Origin of the sequence: Paraburkholderia sp. MM5384-R2 (assembly GCF_014201025.1) — a bacterium.
GTDB classification, from domain to species: domain Bacteria; phylum Pseudomonadota; class Gammaproteobacteria; order Burkholderiales; family Burkholderiaceae; genus Paraburkholderia; species Paraburkholderia tuberum.
This window is the reverse complement of the sequence record NZ_JACHDI010000007.1, coordinates 281,943-301,681: the sequence shown is the minus strand read 5'-3', so window position 1 is coordinate 301,681 and position 19,739 is coordinate 281,943. Positions and strand designations below refer to the sequence as shown.

The 19,739-nt window shown below is 58.3% G+C and carries 17 protein-coding genes and 2 pseudogenes; 5 read left to right on the top strand and 14 right to left on the bottom strand.

Going from position 1 to position 19,739, the window contains the following annotated elements:
* Positions 1-92 precede the first annotated feature (92 nt).
* From HDG37_RS15005 to HDG37_RS14965, 9 genes and pseudogenes are all read right to left on the bottom strand, one after another.
* Positions 93-1,138 (bottom strand): annotated as a pseudogene (locus HDG37_RS15005) (IS3 family transposase); the annotation flags it as partial.
* Positions 1,139-1,494: 356 nt separating this feature from the next.
* Entirely contained in the window at positions 1,495-2,211 is a 717-nt protein-coding gene (locus HDG37_RS14995; RefSeq protein WP_311541356.1) for an aldehyde dehydrogenase family protein, read from the bottom strand.
* A 49-nt stretch (positions 2,212-2,260) separates the two neighbouring features.
* Positions 2,261-3,805 carry an IS66 family transposase gene (tnpC, locus tag HDG37_RS14990; protein ID WP_184048842.1) on the bottom strand — a complete coding sequence of 515 codons (1,545 nt, stop codon included), beginning with the start codon at positions 3,803-3,805 and terminating at the stop codon, positions 2,261-2,263.
* Positions 3,806-3,883: 78 nt separating this feature from the next.
* Positions 3,884-4,228 (bottom strand): IS66 family insertion sequence element accessory protein TnpB, encoded by a 345-nt coding sequence (gene tnpB / locus HDG37_RS14985; protein ID WP_183708802.1) that lies wholly within the window; start codon positions 4,226-4,228, stop codon positions 3,884-3,886.
* Positions 4,225-4,641, bottom strand: coding sequence for an IS66-like element accessory protein TnpA (gene tnpA / locus HDG37_RS14980; protein WP_034476873.1), 417 nt, complete (start codon positions 4,639-4,641; stop codon positions 4,225-4,227). The genes tnpB and tnpA overlap by 4 nt, the downstream gene beginning before the upstream one ends.
* A gap of 50 nt (positions 4,642-4,691) precedes the next feature.
* Positions 4,692-4,814 carry an aldehyde dehydrogenase family protein gene (locus HDG37_RS39290; RefSeq protein ID WP_260334867.1) on the bottom strand — a complete coding sequence of 41 codons (123 nt, stop codon included), beginning with the start codon at positions 4,812-4,814 and terminating at the stop codon, positions 4,692-4,694.
* Positions 4,815-4,921: 107 nt separating this feature from the next.
* Complete coding sequence (locus tag HDG37_RS39285) at positions 4,922-5,173, bottom strand: aldehyde dehydrogenase family protein (RefSeq protein ID WP_260334866.1); 252 nt, start codon at positions 5,171-5,173, stop codon at positions 4,922-4,924.
* A 746-nt stretch (positions 5,174-5,919) separates the two neighbouring features.
* Positions 5,920-7,194, bottom strand: coding sequence for an MFS transporter (locus tag HDG37_RS14970; RefSeq protein WP_184048753.1), 1,275 nt, complete (start codon positions 7,192-7,194; stop codon positions 5,920-5,922).
* Between the two features lie 145 nt (positions 7,195-7,339).
* Positions 7,340-8,518: a porin gene (locus HDG37_RS14965; protein WP_184048751.1), complete on the bottom strand. Its 1,179-nt coding sequence runs from the start codon at positions 8,516-8,518 to the stop codon at positions 7,340-7,342.
* A gap of 327 nt (positions 8,519-8,845) precedes the next feature.
* Between HDG37_RS14965 and HDG37_RS14960 the strand changes: the two are divergent.
* Positions 8,846-9,571, top strand: a pseudogene (locus HDG37_RS14960) (enoyl-CoA hydratase-related protein).
* A 185-nt stretch (positions 9,572-9,756) separates the two neighbouring features.
* On the opposite strand, the gene HDG37_RS14955 reads toward HDG37_RS14960, so the two are convergent.
* Together HDG37_RS14955 and HDG37_RS14950 are read right to left on the bottom strand one after the other, a co-directional pair.
* On the bottom strand, positions 9,757-9,990 hold the full coding sequence (locus HDG37_RS14955; RefSeq protein WP_184048748.1) for a hypothetical protein: 234 nt from the start codon (positions 9,988-9,990) through the stop codon (positions 9,757-9,759).
* 143 nt (positions 9,991-10,133) lie between these two features.
* Positions 10,134-10,829, bottom strand: coding sequence for a nitroreductase (locus HDG37_RS14950; protein WP_311541349.1), 696 nt, complete (start codon positions 10,827-10,829; stop codon positions 10,134-10,136).
* 623 nt (positions 10,830-11,452) lie between these two features.
* On the opposite strand from HDG37_RS14950, the gene HDG37_RS14945 reads away from it, so the two are divergent.
* The 4 genes from HDG37_RS14945 (at position 11,453) to HDG37_RS14930 (ending at position 15,840) form a co-directional block, all read left to right on the top strand.
* Positions 11,453-12,262 (top strand): enoyl-CoA hydratase/isomerase family protein, encoded by an 810-nt coding sequence (locus HDG37_RS14945; RefSeq protein WP_184048742.1) that lies wholly within the window; start codon positions 11,453-11,455, stop codon positions 12,260-12,262.
* Positions 12,263-12,416: 154 nt separating this feature from the next.
* Positions 12,417-12,665 carry a hypothetical protein gene (locus HDG37_RS14940; protein ID WP_184048739.1) on the top strand — a complete coding sequence of 83 codons (249 nt, stop codon included), beginning with the start codon at positions 12,417-12,419 and terminating at the stop codon, positions 12,663-12,665.
* Positions 12,666-12,861: 196 nt separating this feature from the next.
* Positions 12,862-14,271 (top strand): MmgE/PrpD family protein, encoded by a 1,410-nt coding sequence (locus HDG37_RS14935; RefSeq protein ID WP_184048736.1) that lies wholly within the window; start codon positions 12,862-12,864, stop codon positions 14,269-14,271.
* Between the two features lie 144 nt (positions 14,272-14,415).
* Positions 14,416-15,840, top strand: a complete 1,425-nt coding sequence (locus tag HDG37_RS14930) for an MmgE/PrpD family protein (protein WP_184048733.1) — start codon at positions 14,416-14,418, stop codon at positions 15,838-15,840.
* Between the two features lie 90 nt (positions 15,841-15,930).
* Here the strand turns inward: HDG37_RS14930 and HDG37_RS14925 are convergent, their stop codons facing one another.
* The 3 genes from HDG37_RS14925 to HDG37_RS14915 are packed head-to-tail and all read right to left on the bottom strand — an operon-like array spanning position 15,931 to position 19,734.
* Positions 15,931-17,625: an electron transfer flavoprotein-ubiquinone oxidoreductase gene (locus HDG37_RS14925; RefSeq protein WP_184048839.1), complete on the bottom strand. Its 1,695-nt coding sequence runs from the start codon at positions 17,623-17,625 to the stop codon at positions 15,931-15,933.
* 54 nt (positions 17,626-17,679) lie between these two features.
* Entirely contained in the window at positions 17,680-18,534 is an 855-nt protein-coding gene (locus HDG37_RS14920; protein ID WP_184048730.1) for a CoA ester lyase, read from the bottom strand.
* Positions 18,535-18,537: 3 nt separating this feature from the next.
* A complete protein-coding gene (locus tag HDG37_RS14915; protein ID WP_184048727.1) occupies positions 18,538-19,734 on the bottom strand; it encodes a CaiB/BaiF CoA-transferase family protein in 1,197 nt (398 codons plus the stop codon).
* Positions 19,735-19,739: the final 5 nt, after the last annotated feature.

The window sequence follows — 19,739 nt, the reverse complement described above, 5'->3', positions numbered from 1 at the left end:
CACGGCGCGGATACCCCACAAAACCAATGGCACAACAGGGCTCTCTAGATTTATCAAGCACATAGCGAGGTTGGGCAGTATGAAACATACTTGTACAGATTGATGTAATCGCCGATTGAGCGCCGGGCATGGCCGACCGATTCATAGGCTTTCAGATACACCTCTTCATATTTCACGCTTCGCCACACGCGCTCGACGAACACGTTGTCTCGCCAGGCACCTTTGCCGTCCATGGACAAGCGGATGCCCCGGCTGAGCACGGCCTCGGTGAACACTGTCGCGGTGAACTGGCTGCCCTGGTCGGTATTGACGATCTCAGGTTGCCCGTACTTTGCGAACGCTTCTTCCAACGCCTCGACAGCGTGCATCGCCTCCATCGTGATCGCTACGCGGTGGGCCAGTACCTTCCTGCTGGCCCAGTCCACCACGGCGGTCAGATACACGAAGCCGCGCGCCATCGGGATATAACTCGTATCCAGTGCCCAGACCTGGTTTGCCCGATTGATCGTCATGCCCCGCAGCAGATACGGCCAGATCTTGTGCTGAGCATTGCGTCGGCTCGTATTCGGCTTGCAGTACAGCGCCTCGATACCCATGCGCTTCATCAGCGTGCGCACGCGCCTGCGGCCAATCTCGTGTGCCTCGCGACGCAGCAGTCGCGCCAGCATCCGCGCTCCGGCAAACGGAAACTCCATGTGCAGTTCATCGATCCGGCGCATCAGCAACTGGTCTGCCTCGCTCACCGGTTGCGCCCGGTAATACACGCTCGATCTTGCGATACCAACGAGTCGCGCCTGCTGCGAGACCGGCAATGCGTGCGTACGATCGATCATCGCTTTGCGCTCAGCAATCCCGCTTTGTTGAGCGCGCCGCTTAAAAAATCGTTCTCCAGCGTGAGCTGGCCGATCTTCGCATGTAGCTCCTTCAAATCGACTTGCGGCTCGCTCGACGGCGTGCCGCCTGCGCCAAACACGTCGGCGGCACGTTCCTGCAACTGCCGCTTCCATTCGGTGATCTGGTTCGGGTGCACATCGAACTGCTGCGCCAGTTCGGCTAGCGTCCGCTCACCCTTGACCGCCGCCATCGCCACTTTCGCTTTGAACGCGGCCGAGTGCGTCCGTCGGGTTCTCTTCGTCATCTTCCTGGTTCCTTTGTCGGCATTATCGCCGGCTCAGGCCCCGAGCGTTCCACTTATCCGACTGTCCGAATTTGCGCGGCCATCTCTTAGCTCTTCAGCAACGGCTACAAGAAAGGTGCTAGCAACGAGCGTAGTGGCAACAAGTATTCTTCCGGGTCATTCTTTTCGAAGCGGCCAACGTTGTGTTTCTGCACCGAAGAAAGCCCTCTGTGAGTGCCACACAGCTATGGAAGCGATGGTCTGGCGTTCAAGGCCATCGCACACGTATGCGGTCACGACGGATAAGAATTGTCAGCAAGCCATTTCTGGCTGCTCAACGATGGCCACTCCGTGATTCTTTAGCCGCGCTCCTAAGACTACGAAGTGCTCGGTCCATTGAAGAATGACCGCGTCTCGGGTCGGTCAAGAAACTGAGTGGTGGAACGTGCGACGCGCCACGTAGGCGTCGCGACGGGTCCAAGGATCTCATCGTCGCACACGCCCATTCCGGGATGGGTGCCCGTCAGAACCGTCGGCCGAAAGAAGTTAGAGCCCGTAGTGAGGCGCGAGCCGCCTGTCGGAACGGCCGCACCTGCTTGCACAGCCTCGTCCACGAGGCCTTCTATCCGCGTGACAACCGCGTCGCCAATGAGCGGGCCAATCTGCGTCCCTTCGACCATCCCATCGCCTAGCGTAAGCGCCGATACCTTCGCCACGAGTCGCGTTACGAAGTCTTCGTAAACATCCGTATGAACCAGGAATCGGTTCGCGCACATGGCAGCTTGCCCGGAATGCCGGAAGCGTGCGTCAATGGCTCCTTTGACTGCCAAGTCGATCTCCGCGTCGAAGACAATGAAGGGGCAGTTTGCGCCCAGTTCGAGTGACACCTTTTTAACCGTGGCTGAACATAGCGCAATCAACCTTTTGCCTTCGTCAATCAAGCCTGTAAAGGACACTTTTCTTATCCTCGCGTTCGAAACCATCGAACTCCTGAGGGTCTCGCCTTCTCCGTAAGCGGCTCGGCAGGGCCGGTCCCCGATTCGCGCGCGCGTGGGGCATGATGTGAGAGCGTGGGTAGGTCCGGCGTAGACCACGTGAAGATCGTTCCATGATCGTGGCCACGATCTATCTGGATCTACCCGGTCAAACGGTGGACGTGAGCGGAGCGGCCAGCTTCAGTTTGTCGGCCACGTTCCAGGGAAGCAGTTCGTCGATGCGGTTGACCTTGTGGTCCGCAATATGAGTGAGCACGTATTCGAGGTAGGCACGTGGGTTGACTTCGTTGAGTTTGCACGTACCGATGAGACTGTACATCGCCGCCGCGCGCTCACCGCCGCTGTCGGAGCCAACGAACAAATAGTTTTTCCTGCCCAACGCTACACAACGCAGGGCATTTTCTGCGAGTACATTGCTGATCTCGGCGCGTCCGTCCTCGCAATAGAACGTGAGCGCCGCCCAGTGGTTCAGCGAGTAGTTGATCGCGCCCGTAAGCGTAGACTTCTTCGACAGCGTCGCAAGCTTGGCCCTAATCGTCGATTCGAACGTGTTGAGCAGAAACTTGCTCTTCTCCTGCCGCACACGCAACCGCTCATCGGGAGGTTTGCCGCGAATGTCGGCTTCGATGCTGTAGAGCTCGCCGATCATCTGGAGCAGGTTCTGGGTATCCGGAGTCGGCGTACGCTCGTGAACGTCGTATATATACCTCCTCGCGTGATCCCAGCATGCCGCTTCGAAGACGTCGCCGCTTGCGTACAGCTGATCGAAGCCGGCGTAGGCATCCGCCTGCAGGATTCCCTTGAAGTTGGCGAGGTGCGTTTGCGGATGAACACCCTTGCGGTCCGACGAGTACGAGAACCAGACTGCCGCAGGCTCCGTCGAGCCAGAGCGTCGATCGTCGCGCACATAGACCCAGAATCGGCCGGTTGTCGTCTTCTGGTTGCCCGGTGTGAGGACGGGAACCGTCGTGTCGTCGCCATGGAGCTTACCGGCAGCCAGCACGTAGCGCTGGATTGCTTCGACCAGCACCATGCAGAGTTCGACGATCTGGCCGACCCAGCGGCCCATGCTGGCGCGATCAAGCATCACGCCGTCGCGCGCCGCGATCTCCGACTGGCGATACAGGGGTTGGTGATCCGCGAACTTCGATACTGCGATATCGGCCAGCAGGCTTGGATGTGCGATGCTGCGCTCGATCGGCAGGCCCGGCATCGGCAGTTGTTCGATATGCCTACAGCCGGGGCAAAGCAATTTGCGCCGGATCGTGCGGATCACCTTGAATGCGGCGGCTACGCGCGCGAGCTGTTCGGAGACGTCCTCGCCCAGCGGCTGCATGGTCGTCGCGCACCTGGGGCAGAGCGGATCAGGCTCGAGTACGATCTCCTCGCGCGGCAGGTGCGGCGGGAGCGGCTCTCGCGAAGGCGATTTGCTGGCCGGCGCATTCGGTGTCCTGTCGCGCTGGTTACGCGCCTCGGCAGCACCCCGGCCGGCCGTCAGGTCCTCCAGCTGCGCCTCGAGCTTGTCGATCTGCTTCGCGAGTTGCTCGGACTTGCGCCCGAAGTGCATCCGCCTGAGCTTGTCGATCTGCGCCTTCAGGCGCTCGATCTCGTCATCTCGCGCGGCGAGTTCCTCCACCATCTTCGCAATCGATGCCTGGTGCTCAAGCAGCGATGCCTGTTGCGCGAGCACCATGGCACGGAGCTCGGCGACAGTATCGGGAAGCGGCGCCTGATCGGACATGCGTCGCAGTTTACGAGCCTTCCTCGCGGTTTACAACATCGAGAGTGCGGCGGTGCGTCGTGGCTGTCGCCAGTCGATTCCCTCGAGCAACATCGACAACTGTGCGCTCGTCAGATGGATCTTGCCGCCATCGGCCTGTGGCCAGATGAAACGCCCTCGCTCCAACCGTTTCGCGAGAAGCCAGAGCCCGTCCTCAGTAGCCCAAAGCACCTTCACGAGATCGCCGCGGCGCCCGCGGAAGATGAAGACGTTACCGCCCAGCGGATTCTCCTCAAGCGCCGTGTGTACCTTGGCAGCAAGTCCCTGGAAGCCGCAGCGCATGTCCGTAATGCCCGCAACAAGCCAGATACGCGTACCCGTTGGCAGAGAAATCACGAGCGCAAACTCCCCAACACCGTCCGAAGCATCTCAGCGTCGACAATGCCGTCGACCTTGACTACTGCCCGGCCAATCCGAACCTCGATTGAACCAGCCGGCCTCACGACCTCAGACTCTGCCAGCGCAGGAGGTTCATTGACCGATGACACGTCGTTCACGATCGCCACTGGAACGAGTTGCACCGCCTCGGCTTGCTGTTCCGCCAGATACCGGCGCCGCCACGTGTACACGAGGTTCGCGTTCAAGCCGTTCTCACGGGCCAACCTGGCGACTGACACCCCTGATTCACAAGCTGCCATCGCCAGGCGACGGCGGAATTCGGGACTATGGTTCGGGCGGCCTTTACGGCTGCCAGGCCTCTGAGTTGGCTCTGACAAAATGGTGTCCACCACTTCGAAAATGATGGACATCACTTTGATGCCGATTCTAGCGCCCGTCTACGACGGCCATCGCGAGCCGCTTACCCTTCTCCGGTCAGAACCGACCGCACGCCGCGGGGTAATCCAGCGCTTTCGCCGAGCGCGCAGAGGGCCAACGCCGAGAAAGGGGTCTGCGGATCCGGATGATGTACGACGCGGTACAACCGGCCGCCAAAGCCGCACCAATACGTCTTGCCACCATGGACGAGGGAAAGGTCCACGCCGTCATCGCGGCATACACCCCGATCGGTTGCCGCAGCACGCGGATCCGCTAGTTGCGGCGAGGCGCCGGGAGGTTGTCGCCGTAAATCCTCCTCGCTTCCTCAGCAAACCACTCAAGATAATTCGCGGCCTGGGTGATTTCGGAACGGGCCTCGTGCAGCGGTTTTCCCTGTTCGCTGCACAGTATTACGGAGAGATCTTCACGATGGCTTTCCACCATGTGCGCCCATTCCCGCAATACCAAACCGCGCTCCCGGCCACTCCACTCCCGCCAGTCCTTGACCGCAGGCGACGGCGTCATCAACCTGCTGCGTCGTCACCTGTGGCACCGAGCCAATGATCTCACGGGTCGACGGATTAATGACCGGCACCCGAGGCAGTGACGTATCATCAACCCAGACGTCGCCGATATATGCCGATTGTTCGAAGAGACTTGCCCACCTTAGCTTCATCGGTACCCCTCCGCATACAGCGTCCATGTTCATTCTCTCAGGTCATTTCAAGGTCCTGCCGTCGTGGGCGCATCGCGAAAGCGTCACGATCTCCGGAGGCGATTGTCCGAGGCAATTTTGCATGACCCGTGAGGGGATCCTACGATGCCCGTGCTAGCTTGCCCGCAGAACAAACAACCCGCCGGCGGACATATTGGACCACGCTATCACTCGGCTTTCTGCACCGCCCGCGTGGCCGCCGGATCAGGCGAGGACGGCGGTTCCCTCGATACCCTCCGGCATTGCCACGCTCGCGCTGGCATGCACTTGACCGGACCCGTTCTACGCCGCGCCTTATCTGCTTCGCCTCCTCGACGTCGCCCGGCACTATGGCACGCCGCGTTTTCGTTGGTGACCGAGACGGCCCGAATTTTGGGCGACACTCGGTGGCTGAAGAAGATGAAAAAGCGCGTTTGATATCTCCTTAATGCTACGAGCGACGAGGGATTCCTATAAAAGCCACTTTCACCAAGTCAGAACCGAGGCTGCTATCCATACAACAACCTTCAGCGTTGTTTGTTTTCTCGTATCCGAGCCCGTCTAGCAACGAACCCCGTTACCGTTGCGTGGACGGGTCCACGACGGTATCTCTCACAGCTGGCTTACCTGCTAAGTATGAAACGCCCGCAGCAAAGAAAGCGACTACTGCAAACAAGAGTAGACCGCTAGCGTAAGAACCCGTGATGTCTTTCGATAAACCAATGGCAAAGGGACCGACGAACCCGCCAAGGTTGCCCACTGCGCCAATGAGGGCAATGCCGGCGGCGGCCGCTCTTCCGGAAAGCAGGTTGGTGTTTATGGCCCAAAATGCTGGCAGCGCGCCGAAGATACCGAAGGCAGCGACGCAAAACGCGAGCATTTTTAACAGCGGGTCTTGAGTCAAGGCAGCTGCAATTAATGCACATCCGGCAATACATGTCGGAATAACAATATGAAACCGGCGTTCACGCGTCGCATCAGACCGCCTAGCCCAAAGGACCATACTTGCCGAGCCGACAATGTAAGGAATCGCAGTGACAAGCCCTGTCTCCAGGTTGGTTAGCCCGAATGCCTTAATGATCTGCGGCAGGAAAAAGCCGATTCCATAAATTGCTATGAAAAAACAGAATGCAACCAACGCCAGTAGCCACACCTGTAGGTTGCGGAATACTCCTGACACGTTTTCTGATAAATCGTGCCGATAATCGCTCCGTTCAGTTGTTATTCGACGCATGAGCCAATTGCGTTCGTCTTCTGACAGCCACTTCGCGTGGGTGGGATTGTCATCAAGATACTTCAAAGTGACGATTGCAAGTATCACGGCAGGAATTGCTTCCAGGATGAACAGCCATTGCCAGCCGTGCATCCCGAGATGGCCGTCCATGCCAAGCAGCGCACCGGAAATCGGTCCGCCAATCACTGTTGACATAGGGGCAGCCACAAGCAGGTACCCCATCACTCTTGCGCGGTATGACGACGGAAACCAAAGCGTCAGAAAGAAGGCAATTCCGGGGAAGCAGCCTGCTTCCGCAATCCCTAGTAGAAGTCGGACGACGTAAAAGCTCGTCGGCCCGGTGACGAATGCGGTCGCACCCGACACCAAACCCCATGTAAGCATGATGCGGGCGATCCATCGCCGTGCTCCAAAGCGCACAAGCAGCAGATTGGAGGGCACCTCGCATGCAAAGTAAGTTAGAAAAAATAAACCTGAGCCGAGACCGAAGGCGGACGCTGTAAGACCGAGGTCTTTATTCATCTGCAAGGCAGCAAAACCAACGTTGACACGATCGAGGAACGAAATGAAGTAGCAGAAGATGAGGAAGGGTAATAGACGCATGAACACCTTCTTCATCGTCCGTTGCTCTATGGTAACCATTGCAATACCTTATCAATTGGAGTTCGAAGCAACAGCCAGAAACGTATAACGCCGGCGATGCAAATAATGCCGATCCAGGTGAAGTTGTCGTCACCGATGCGGGACACTCGGTCAGCACCGCTTAGAACTTGTGGCGTATGCCAATACGGACATAGACCTGTCGGTCACTGGATGATTCGCCCTGGTTAGTGAAGTTTGCGACTGCAGGCGCACCAGTCGACGATGTCCCTGATGCCTTCTGAAACGATGCACCGAGATAAACGTCGGTTCGTTTAGAGAGAAAATAGTCGGCAGAGACGCCCACTTGGTTGTAGTGTTGATCACCGACTCTATGTCCAGCAGCAGTGGTGACCCCTTTGCCAACAAGGTAGTCATAGGAAGCTAATAGGAAAAGTGTCGGACTGTATGTGAACTGCAACGTAACTTCTGCGTTGTTAAATCGTGCTGTTGCGTTTGAGAACCCGGCACCCAAATTAGCGTATTGAATGTTCGAGAACGCCGTACGAAGTTGCACCGGCCCAATCGTGTAGCCTGCCCCCAAAATACCAACTTGATACGCACTCGCTGTCGCGTATGCTTTATTCAAAGAGAATGCGAGCGTAGACGCGCCGTTGGCATTATTTGTGAAGAATCCTGACCCTGCCGTGGAAGACGTCGGATTTTTGAAATACGTATATGCCGCATCTAGTGTCAGCGGTCCACGTAAGTAGGACGCTCCGAACGAATATCCGCTGTTGGCAGTTACATTCCCGGGGACGCCTCCAACGCCGTACTCCGCGCCGAACGAAAATCCGCCAAAGTTGGGACTCATATAACGAACAGAATTGTTCATTCTGACAGAATTGAAAGTATTATCGAGATCTCCGGGACGTCCAAAGCCCGCGGTACCAAACATACCTGTCACAGAATAAGGCGTGACGAAGTAGGCAATCATGTCGTACTGGCGGCCCAATGTCAGGCTGCCGAACTTGTCGTTAGCCAGTCCTACGAACGCCTGACGGCCGAAAGCGGTCCCACCTTGACCAAACATGCCGTTATTGATGTTAATGCCAGACTCGAGCGTGAAAATCGCTCGCAGGCCCGAGCCCAGGTCCTCTGCTCCGGTCAATCCCCATCGACTACCTTGTTCTCCGGCCAACGAGTCAAGCGAGAATCTCTTTCCTCCATTTACATTGCTCTGGTAGACCAGTCCTTCATCGAGGATACCGTATAACGTAACTTTGGATTGTGCGTTAGCGACGGGCGACGTACTGATAGTCGCACCTGCGATGATCGCGCAGATTGCCTTTGGCGGGTTCATACGTTCTCCTGACTTTTATGCGCTAATTATTTTTGCTGAAGAAAGACTTTCACTATGGTTTTGGACTTCTAACCTAACTATTGGTAGATTGGTGTATTGGACGGTCGACCGCTATTGGTGCAAACCCGTTTTCGCTGGTAACGCGAGACGGACCATCTGCTTTCTCGCGTATGACGGACATTCGCTGACTACTTACGATAGCCACCGAAGTACGGAACGTCGCCAAAGATGTCATTGCGTTTGTCGGGAAATGGAGCGCTGAAAAGGGTGCCATTGAATCCGGAAAACCCCTTGGCCATTATGTGATACGAAGACTTTGCTTTCCTTTTGTTCGAGCGCCGACCCGACGGTGTCCTGCTGATCACGTTGAATCGCCCGAGGTGATGAATGCCACGAACAACAAAATGCACTGGGAGCTGACCAAGATTTGGGGAGTAATTTCCGACGATCCCGGTGTAAAAGTGGTCGTCGTGACAGGTGCAGGCGCCCGTGCGTTTTCTGCCGGGGGAGACCTCTCCGTGGTCGAGGAGAGGTCAAATAGCCATGAGGCCAGACTGCGAGCGATGAAAGAGGCGCCGGACCTTGTCTACAACATGCTGGCGTGTGATAAGGCCATTATTTCCGCAGTCAATGGCACAGCAGTAGGCGCAGGTCTTGTCGTAGCGCTCCTTGCGGACATCAGCGTAATGACAAAAGACGCAAGGCTAAGCGATGGTCATGCTGCTGTGCGGTGTGGAGAAGGCCAAGTACTACCTGATGACGGCTGATTTTATTGACGGCCCTGAAGCCGAGCGCATTGGCCTTGTCACCTTCTGCGCGCCGACGGCTGACGTGTTAGCCAATTCGTTGGCGATCGCGGCGAATCGCGCCCGCGACAGGCTGACTGCGATTCGGGCGACGAAGAAATCGCTCAATGGCTGGATGCGGATCGCGGGCCCCATCTTTGATCACTCGCTTGCAACGGAAATGCTATGCTTTTTTGGACGCCGAATAGATTTAGGCAAGACAACTCGCCATCGAAGATCAGGGTTGCAAAAATTGGGTGGACCATAATAGATTTTGCACACTCCCCCGGAGTATCTCTTGGCGGCATTACAACGCCTGCATTCTTCGGCCGTGAGCGAAGCCGAGGTCCGTAGCGGCGGCGCATCCTTGCGAACCTACGTTCCGGCTTAACGGGGTGATCGTCTTGGTCGTTGGCTGCGCCGCGACGCGTGCACTAAAGAATCGTCCGCGCATCAGTCCTTGTCGGTAAACGGCCAGTGCTCGTTCATCCAGTCATATCCGTTGCGATCCGTCCAAGCCCAGCACTGACGAGCGATAACCTTCTGACCGTTCCTGTTTATAACGCCGTAAGGCGCAGCACCTCCAGAAAGTGCGCCGACGGCAACATTTTGATTAGAGTCAGTGGTTTTTGACTCCGGGGAATCAAGGTTGCCGAAAGATTTGAGCACGGGCTTAGTGGACGTCATACATGTTTTCCTCTAGGACGACGTAGCGTAAGAATGAACTCCGTCGGTCATCAGCGTGAATCGGCGGGCGTGCGTGCCCAACGCTCCATCGGTACCCGGGGGTCTCATGCTAGCTACTGCATCTTTAAACTCAATGCCGTCTTTTAGACGAGTTGCATGACTTCGTTCAACGCGACCCTGGATGTTCTGAAGCGGTTGACAGGATGCTCGACATCCGCGTATCCAAACGCGATGCCGCAAACCATCTGTCGATCGTCGCCGATCCCGAAATACGATCGAATGTACTTTGCATGGCGCGCGAGTGCGGCCTGCGGGGTGGTGGATACCCCATGGGCGTGAGCGGCGAGAAGAAACGAGCCTATAAATGACCCGCAATCGACTGCAGCGTAAGTTCCGAGTTCGACTGGAATCGTAACGATTGCGACATGCGGTGCACCGAACATCCGAAAGTTCTCAAAGCTTTGTGAAGTTCGACGCCCTTTGTCGCCGCGTTCAATTCCTAATGCCTCATATAACCTGTAACCTGCATCGCGCCGCCGATCCGCGAAAGCCCCGCGGTACTCCGGAGGAAACGGTATGTCGGACTCCACTTCAGTCGCATGTGAGGCGTGCTCCACTAGCGCGTTACGGAATCTTTCCGTCGTTTCCGCAGATGCGATTACTAAATGCCAAGGCTGCACGTTGCACCAGGAAGCGCTTTTACGGGCGATTTCCACAATGTTTTCGATCACTTCAGTCGCGACGGGCATCGAACGATACGCCCTGCAGGTGAACCGGCCGGACGCGAGTCGCCTGAGGACGTCGACATCAGAAGCAGTATTCGTTGTCTGGGGTGGCACAGAGCTGTCTCCTTTTCCAAGAACCGAACAATAGGCAGACCATCAAGTTAATCTATCTAACGTACGTTAGAATATTGCGTCGGCTCTGAATTTTCTATCAGGGATAGCCCCTATGCATTCGAGCCTATGATCCGCGCTCGAGCACCTCTTCGAAGCGCCAGCGACAGGCCGTCAGCGTATTTGACTGTGCGCAGCATGGCCAGCAGATCGAGCTCGCGTTACTTCTGGTCAACGGCTGCGCGGACAACGCGGCGACCACCGTCTAGAGCGCCTGCTAATTCGATCCTTCGAACGCGATCGCCGTGTCGCAATCCCTGGACCTGTGTCTAGTGGGCCGCCCCCGTACCCACGATTCCGGTAGTTGGGCTTCCTCTTTCCCCTGGCGACCTTCTCACAACGAGAATCGGGACGCAGAAATGTAGGCGGAGTATCCGTTCCCCGTATGCCCGGCTCATCCAGTCGCAATCCGCAGGATCGATGACATTGCACACCACGCTCGAATCAAGCAGGCGCCGGCCAAACCATTCCACAGTACGGAACGTCCGCATCGGACACATTGCGCGAGCCTGCGTCCAAAGGTTCAATGCATGGTGAAACCGTTAATTTCAGCTTGGGGAGCACGCATGCAATATGAAGACTTTCAGTTCATCCGGTTCGACCGCCAACCTGACGGCGTAATTCTCATAACCCTAAACCGCCCCGAGGTCTTGAACGCCACAAACGATAGGATGCACTGGGAACTGACGAAGGTCTGGGGAGTGGTCAACGAAGATCCCATGGTCAAAGCGGTGGTAGTCACAGGTGCGGGCGATCGCGCTTTCTCCGCGGGCGGAGACCTGTCCGTCGTAGAAGAAATGGCTAACAGCCAAGAGGCAACTCTACGGGTAATGAAGGAGGCGTCTGACATCGTTTATAACATTCTTTCCTGCGACAAACCCATCATCTCGGCTATCAACGGTACAGCCGTGGGTGCAGGCCTAGCTGTGGCACTTCTTGCAGATGTCAGCGTAATGGCTGAAGACGCCCGTCTTACCGATGGACATGCGCGCTTGGGGGTATCCGCAGGTGACCACGCTGCCATCATCTGGCCGCTGCTGTGCGGCATGTCGAAGGCGAAGTACTACCTGATGACGGCTGATTTTGTCGATGGCAGAGAGGCGGAGCGCATCGGCCTTGTGACCTTCTGCGCACCGCGAACAGAGGTCCTGGCGAAGGCCTTGGCGATTGCAGCCAAGCTTGCGCGGGGAAGCCAGATTGCGATTCGCGCGACGAAGAAGTCACTGAACAATTGGATTCGGTTAGCCGGCCCCGCTTTCGACAATTCACTCGCCCTAGAGATGCTGTGCTTCTTGGGTACGGACGTAAAAGAAGGGGTGGCAGCGCTGCGTAGCAAGCGTCAACCGGAGTTTCCTTCAGCCCGACTGCCTCAGTAGCTCGGCGAAGCGGTTTGTTGCGGTCTTCTCCTAAGCTTTTTTAACCAACCACTAACTATAGTTAATTGTGGAGCCCTTCCCATACTGCTCGTTGATGCGACACATCCAAAACGCTTGCGCGTGCACAACGGGGGTTTCGGGAGCGGACGCGGCGATGGGTATTGCGGACGGACGTGTTTGGTTTCACCTTCAAATGGGACGGTTCGCTGTGGATTACGCAGGCGGCGACGCACCCAAACAACAGGCCGTGCGCTGCACTCACCCTTGGGGCCGCATCGCCCTGGTAACCGTGGGCGACACTCTCAATGTCGATGGCATCGAGGACGTGATCGGCAAGCAGTGCATCATCATCGGCTCCTGCACCTTTTGGGAGTCAGCACGAAGAACTGCTTTTACCTCGTAGCTGACCATGGCGCGGAGGTGGACACGCTGTTAACCGACCGCTGGAAGCTGGAACAAGCCGAGGAAACCTACGGAATGTTCGACGGCCAGGCCAGGCGATAAGGGCGTGTTCCTGTTTTGATTTGTGCGACGGAGAACCCGTTCTCAGTGGTTCAAGGGCCGCTCCGCCAGTTTTCAAAATGATAGGAGACTAAAGAATGGCGAAATTTACCCAACAGGGTCACGAAGACCCAATGGCTACTTTGTGCCGTATGGCTTTGCAAACGGAGTACGCCGACCTGCCGGCCGCCGTGGTGCGCCACGTGAGGCACAGCCTGCTCGACGCAATCGGCGTAACAATTGGCGGCTCGGCCATGGAAGGCATTCCCGCCATAGTGGCACTGGTTAAAGAGCGTGGAGGAAACCCGCAAACACCACTGCCTTTCTACGGTGGCCGCGTGCCCGCTAACGAGGCGGCGCTGGCTATGGGCCCCATGCCCCGCGCCATGGATTGCGGCGATCTACATGAAGAGGCCGGCCACGTGACTGAATACGTGGTGCCTACGCTGCTGGCAGCAACCGGCCTGCGCGGCAAGGTAACGGGCAAGGAGTTTCTGGTCGCAATGGCGGTAGGCCAAGAGATTCTGGTGCGGTTGGGCACGGCCTACAAGGTCATCAGCCGCGCTGTCAAAAACCATGAATGCGGGGGCCACTACATCTTTGGCGCCGTGGCAGCCGTCGGCAAGCTGCTGAACATGACGCAAGAGCAGCTCGAAAATGCTCAAGGCATTGCACGCACCATGACACAGCCCGGCACCATGGGCATCTACTCACCCGCCACGCTGATGGTGCGCACGCATCACGGGCTGGTAAGCCAGGCGGCCATTACCTGCTGCCAATTAGCCCAGCGTGGCATCACGGGCCCACGCGCTGAAGTGCTCCTTGGCCCAAAGGGCTATCTGAGCACAGCGCGTTGGGAAACCGAACCCGACTTTATACTAGACAAACTGGGTGAGCATTGGGAGATGGAAAACATCATCACAAAGGGCTATAGCGCCTGCTACTTCTCGCATTCGTCCATCGACGGTATCCGCGAGCTAATGAAGGAAAACGCGTTCGGTGCGACCGACATCGCCAGCATTCACATCGTGACATCCACGCCCAGTTGGCGTGCCGTGTGCGAACCGCAGGAAAAGAAGTGGAACCCTGTCACGGTGCCCGAGTGCCAGTTCAGCTTGCCGTACGTCGTAGCGATTGCCGCCTTCGACAACAAGGTCTTCCTTGAGTCCTACAGCGAAGAGGCGCGTGCGCGTCCAGAGGTACGCGAGCTCATGACGCGCATCACGGCAGAAGAGAGTTCTCAAGTGCCCGACTGGGGCGCGAATCTGACTGTCACGCTACGCGACGGGCGCGTGCTGAGCAAGGAGTGTGTATATGTGAAGGGCCACCCTCAGAAACCGTTCAACGAGGAAGACTTCATCGCCAAGTTCAAGCTCTGTGTTCCTTACTCGGCCATCGCCCTGCCTCAGCTCACGACGGACAAGATGATCCACGACATTTTGCATCTCGAAAAAGTGGAAGACGTAGTCAGCGTGCTACTGGACCCGCTGATGCCATCCGAAGCCTGACGCTTTTCGTTTTATTTTTATGTATCGCCCCCAGCCTTGAGTTGTCGGTGGGCCAACAAAGTCCCACCTTCGGTCAGGATTAAACCGACATGCTGCCGAGAAGTGCCGGGGCCTGCCACGATCTGCCTTTTAAAGGAGACTCCCATGACTACCAACCACGATGCCCAATCCGCCGCGCCGGCTAACTGCCCCGCTTTAGAACACGCGGTAGTGCGCTTTATTCAGGAGCTCAAATACGAACACCTTGACGCGACCGCGCACGCAGGCGTGAACCGTCTGATGCGCGATCAGCTTGCGCTGCAGATCGGAATCTCGAAGATGCCGTGGTCCGAGCAGTTGTTGGAGTACGCCACCGGCCAGCAGCGTCCGGGCAAGAGCAGGGTGAGCGCCTCAGCCCTCACCATGAGCGCGGCGGACGCCGCATTCGTCAATGCATCGTACGGCCATGGCTTCGAATACGATGATGCCCACGGCCCCAGCTACAGCCACCCGGGCAGTTGTGTAATCCCGGCCGCGCTGGCGATCGGGGAGGAGTTAGGTTCGTCACTCGAGGAAGTCATCACAGCGATGGTCGCCGGTTACGAGGTCTACAGTCGCCTTGGCCTGCTGGCTGCCCCCGACCTACTGCAGCGCGGCTACCACCCGCACGGCACCCTGTCCAACTTTGGCGCAGCGGCCGTGGCAGCCAAGCTGCGGGGTTTCGACGCCGAGACCACGCTTCAGGCGTTGGCCATCGCGCTGAGCCATGTCTCAGGCACCACCGAATACAGCTCTACTGGCGGCTCAATCAAGCGCATCCACGCCGGCATTGGTACGCGCAATGGTATGGTGGCGGCCGACATGGCCAAGGCTGGCATCACCGGGCCGCGCGCCTTCCTAAGCGGCAACAAGGGGTTCTTCCGCACGTTACTGCAGCGCCCGGCCGGCAACACACCCGAGCAGCGCTTTGCGCTCGACCGCCCTTTCGAGATAAGTACCGTCTGGCTCAAGGCCTACTGCGCCTGCTATTGCACTCATGCCTACATCGACGCGCTGCGCCCGTTTGCCGAACGCCGAGCCGAGGTCACCGACGTACAACTAAAGATCACGCCACATTTCAACGTTGTTGTCGGTACGGCCAATGCGAATGCATACGAGCCCCTCAACATCGAGCACGTTCAGTTTAGCCTGCCCATCCAGGCAGCATTCGCGCTGCTGGGCAAGGGCAATGGCTACGCGATCCATCGCGACTACCTGGCCGGGAAGGTTGACATGGAACCCGTGATTACCATGGCACGCAGTATCCGCATTACCGAGGAGCCAGCGCTGGAAAAGCAGTACCCTGGGAAGTTCGTGGCCGACGTGACCGTCACCTTCAAGGACGGCAACTCGGTGCACGTCTTCGTCGAGGACCCGATTGGCACCGACACAAACCCCATGCCTGAGCACGAGCAGGATGCCAAGTTTATGGAACTGACCAGCGACACGCTAGGTGCCGCGCGGGCTCAGAAGCTGCTGGCCACGCTGCGTGTGCTGGATCCGGCCATGAAGGCTGCTGAGCTGACGGGTATGGGGACAAGCCAGGATTAACCAAGCTTTTCCGATGGCCCTGTTTAAACGTTTAAACGGCTTGCGGCGCTCGGATCTCGATCGCCGCAAGCCGGTTTCTTCATGGCCCCCCTACATGCCCGAGTAATTGGGGCCGCCCCCTCCTTCGGGGGTGACCCAGACGATATTTTGCGTCGGGTCCTTGATGTCGCAGGTCTTGCAATGTACGCAGTTCTGCGCGTTGATCTGCAGCCGCTTGCCACCGTGTGACTCGTCGTCCAGAAACTCGTAGACGCCTGCCGGGCAGTAGCGTGCTTCGGGCCCCGCATACTTTTCTAGGTTGATGTTCACCGGTACGCTGTCGTCCTTCAGCGCCAGGTGCGCAGGCTGGTTTTCGTCGTGGTTGGTGTTACTGATGAATACGCTGGAAAGACGGTCGAATGTTAGCTTGCCGTCGGGTTTGGGGTAGACAATCGGCTGGCACTCAACAGCCGGCTTTAGACACGCGTAGTCGGGCTTGTCTCGGTGCAGCGTCCAAGGCACGTTACCGCGCAGCACAAGTTGCTCGAAGCCGTTCATCAGTGTGCCCACGGAGAGGCCGTACTTGAACCAATTCTTGAAGTTGCGATCCTTGTTTAGCTCGGTGTGTAGCCAACTGTTTCTAAACGCTTCCGGGTAGGCTACGAGCTCGTCGTGCTGGCGGCTTGCCGCTACCGCCGCCCACGCGGCTTCGCCTGCAAGCATGCCGGTTTTAATTGCCGCGTGGCTACCCTTGATGCGGCTCACGTTGAGAAAGCCCGCGTCACAGCCCACCATCGCACCGCCCGGGAACACGAACTTAGGCAGGGCATTGATGCCGCTGGCGTTAATCGCGCGCGCGCCGTAGGATACCCGCCTCGCCGTAATTTCTCCCTTGTCGTTCTCAAAGTAGTGACGGATGCTCGGGTGGGTCTTCCAGCGTTGGAATTCCTCGAACGGACTCAGGTATGGGTTGGCGTAGCCCAGGCCCGTAACGAAACCAATGGAGATTCTGTTGCCGTCAAGGTGATAGAGAAACCCGCCGCCGTAAGTCTTGTTGTCCATGGGCCAACCGGCCGTGTGCATGACAAGGCCGGGCTTGTGGCGCGTAGGGTCGATCTCCCACAACTCCTTGATGCCGATGCCGAAGCTTTGCGAATCGCGCCCGGCGTCGAGCCGGTAGCGCGCAATGACTTCCTTGCCCAGGTTGCCGCGCGCGCCCTCGGCAAAGATGGTGTACCTGGCATGCAGTTCCATTCCAAGCTGGAAGTTATCAGTGGGCTTGCCATCCTTGTCGACGCCCATATTGCCTGTGGCCACGCCCTTGACCGAGCCGTCTTCGTTGTAGAGCACCTGTGCCGCGGCGAAGCCTGGAAATATCTCCACGCCGAGCGTCTCGGCCTGTTCGGCCAGCCATTTAGTCAAGGCTCCCAGGCTAATGACGTAGTTGCCGTAGTTGTGCGCAAACGGCGGCAGAAGCAAGTTGGGCACCCGCCAAGACGATTTTTCGCCCAGGAAAACATAGGCATCTTCGGTGACAGGCTGGTTCAACGGCGCACCGCGCGCCTTCCAGTCAGGAAAGAGCTCGGTCAGCGCCCGAGGATCCATGACGGCGCCGGAAAGAATGTGCGCACCGGGCTCGGAGCCTTTTTCGAGGACCACGACCGAAACATCCTGCCCCTTTTCTGCGGCTAGTTGCTTGATACGTATGGCCGTGGCTAAACCCCCAGCACCGCCGCCCACAACCGCCACGTCGTACTCCATGGACTCACGGGGGCCGTATTGGGCAAGAAGGTCGTCGATGTTCATCATTTTCTCTATGTAGTCAAATTCGCCTAACCGCCCATTAGGCGCCGGCAGCGATTATTTTCGTGTGCTTGCGACAATCGCCTCGGACGCGCGGATCACGGGCAGATCGACCATGCGGCCGTCCAGACTGAAGGCTTCGCCGCCGCGTCTGGCGGCTTCATCGAGCACACGGCGCGCCCAGGCCCGCTCGGCCTCGGTATGGCCAAAGGCATAGTTTACTTTGGCAACCTGGGCCGGGTGTATGCACAGCTTGCCGCCGAAGCCGAACGCGCGCGCGCGTCGGGCATCGGCTGCCAGGCGTTCGGCGTTGCTTGTTTCGATGGTCACGCCGTCGATGGGCGCGGCCAGCCTGGCACGACGCGAAGCGGCCACGAGCGCGTTGCGTGCAAATGCCAATTCGGGCTCCTCGGCTGTTGCGCGCATGCCCAAGTCGAGCTGGAAGTCCAGGTGGCCAAAGGCCAAACGCACGACCTGGGGCTCGCGAGCCAGCGCATCAGCCGCGTCAAGGCCCGTTAGAGACTCGATCAAAGCCACGATGCGCGCCGCATCGCCGAGCGTTTTCGCCACGCCGCGCAGTGCGCCGGCATCCTCGGCCTTGGGCAGCATCACCGCCACGCCTTGGGGAGTCCAGTCACGCAGCAGCGCGATGTCGGCCTCGTGCCAAAGGGTGCCGACGGTGTTCACGCGGACCACCGTGCGTGCCAGTTGCGCGCGCGTCATTCGCGGCAGATGTTGCGCGAGTTGCTCGCGCGCGCTGTTCTTGCTGCTCTCGGCCACGGCGTCTTCGAGGTCGATGATGATGCAATCTGCGCCCGAATCAAGCGCCTTGACGAAGCGTTCGGGCTTCGTGGCCGGCACAAACAACAGGCTGCGCGCATGGCGCTCGAATGTATCAACGGTTGCGGACATGGCTCAGATCACTCCGTCGGCTTGCAGCTTCTCGATGTCCGCATCCGAGCGACCCAGTTCGCGCAGAATGGCCGCGCTGTGTCCGCCCAGCGCGGGCACCGGATCCATGCGGACATCGAAACTGTTGACGTTAGCGGGCGGCACCAACGCCTGGAGCTCACCAGCGGGCGAACCGATGGTGGTAAAACGCTGCCGCGCTTGCAGTTGCGGATGCGTCCACAAATCGCCGACCTGGTTGACTGCGGCGTTAGCGATCTGAGCTTTATCGAGACGGGCGATCACATCCTGCGCCGTGAGGCTGGCAAAAGTCTGCTCGATGACTACCTTTAAGGCTGCGCGGTTTTCCACGCGGCGAACGTTGGCGTCGAAGCGCGAGTCGACCGCGAGTTCGGGCCTGCACAGCACGATGTCACAGAACAGTTTCCACTCGCGTTCGTTTTGCAGGCCTAACATCACCACCCGGCCGTCGCCCGCCTTGAACGGACCATAGGGATAGATGGTGGCATGCGCCGCGCCGTTGCGTCCAGGCGGCTCCTGACCGTCATAAGCGTAGTACATGGGAAAGCCCATCCATTCGCCAAGAGCTTCGAGCATGGAGACCTCGACATGCGAGCCTTCGCCGCTGATATTTCGCTGCAGCAGCGCACTCAGAATGCCCGTGTAGGCATACATGCCCGCCGCAATGTCGGCGATCGAGTTGCCTGCCTTGCTGGGCTCCTCGGGTGTGCCCGTGACCGAGAGAAAAGCTGCCTCGCTCTGGATTAGCAGGTCGTAGGCCTTTTTGTCGCGATAGGGGCCGTCGGCGCCATAACCCGAGATGTCGCAGACGATGAGCTTCTTGTGCTTCGCGTGGAGCGCATCAAACGCCAATCCCATTCGTGCGGCCGCGCCGGGCGCAAGGTTTTGCACCAGCACGTCGGCCTTGGAAATTAATTCGCCCAGCACTTCCTGGGCCGCTGGCTGCTTCAAGTCTAGCGTTAGGCTTTCCTTGGAACGGTTCGTCCAGACGAAATGCGAGGCCAGCCCACGGGTGCGATGGTCGTAGGCGCGCGCGAAATCGCCGACGCCAGGACGCTCCACCTTGATGACGCGTGCTCCAAGGTCGGCGAGTTGGCGGGTGCAGAACGGCGCGGCTATCGCGTGTTCTAGCGTGATGACAGTGACGCCGCTGAGCGGTCCGTTGCGGTTGGGTTTTGACACGGTTG

What these genes read in the sequence shown, in the direction of transcription:
- tnpC (WP_184048842.1), bottom strand. Translation starts at nt 3,805, where the DNA reads ATGGTGCTCGCGCAACAGGCATCGCTGCTTGAGCACCAGGCATCGATT.
- tnpA (WP_034476873.1), bottom strand. Translation starts at nt 4,641, where the DNA reads ATGTCCATCATTTTCGAAGTGGTGGACACCATTTTGTCAGAGCCAACT.
- HDG37_RS14920 (WP_184048730.1), bottom strand. Translation starts at nt 18,534, where the DNA reads ATGTCCGCAACCGTTGATACATTCGAGCGCCATGCGCGCAGCCTGTTG.
- HDG37_RS39285 (WP_260334866.1), bottom strand. Translation starts at nt 5,173, where the DNA reads ATGACGCCGTCGCCTGCGGTCAAGGACTGGCGGGAGTGGAGTGGCCGG.
- HDG37_RS14935 (WP_184048736.1), top strand. Translation starts at nt 12,862, where the DNA reads ATGGCGAAATTTACCCAACAGGGTCACGAAGACCCAATGGCTACTTTG.
- HDG37_RS14945 (WP_184048742.1), top strand. Translation starts at nt 11,453, where the DNA reads ATGCAATATGAAGACTTTCAGTTCATCCGGTTCGACCGCCAACCTGAC.
- HDG37_RS14970 (WP_184048753.1), bottom strand. Translation starts at nt 7,194, where the DNA reads ATGAAGAAGGTGTTCATGCGTCTATTACCCTTCCTCATCTTCTGCTAC.
- HDG37_RS14940 (WP_184048739.1), top strand. Translation starts at nt 12,417, where the DNA reads ATGGGTATTGCGGACGGACGTGTTTGGTTTCACCTTCAAATGGGACGG.
- HDG37_RS14955 (WP_184048748.1), bottom strand. Translation starts at nt 9,990, where the DNA reads ATGACGTCCACTAAGCCCGTGCTCAAATCTTTCGGCAACCTTGATTCC.
- HDG37_RS14965 (WP_184048751.1), bottom strand. Translation starts at nt 8,518, where the DNA reads ATGAACCCGCCAAAGGCAATCTGCGCGATCATCGCAGGTGCGACTATC.
- HDG37_RS14930 (WP_184048733.1), top strand. Translation starts at nt 14,416, where the DNA reads ATGACTACCAACCACGATGCCCAATCCGCCGCGCCGGCTAACTGCCCC.
- HDG37_RS14925 (WP_184048839.1), bottom strand. Translation starts at nt 17,625, where the DNA reads ATGAACATCGACGACCTTCTTGCCCAATACGGCCCCCGTGAGTCCATG.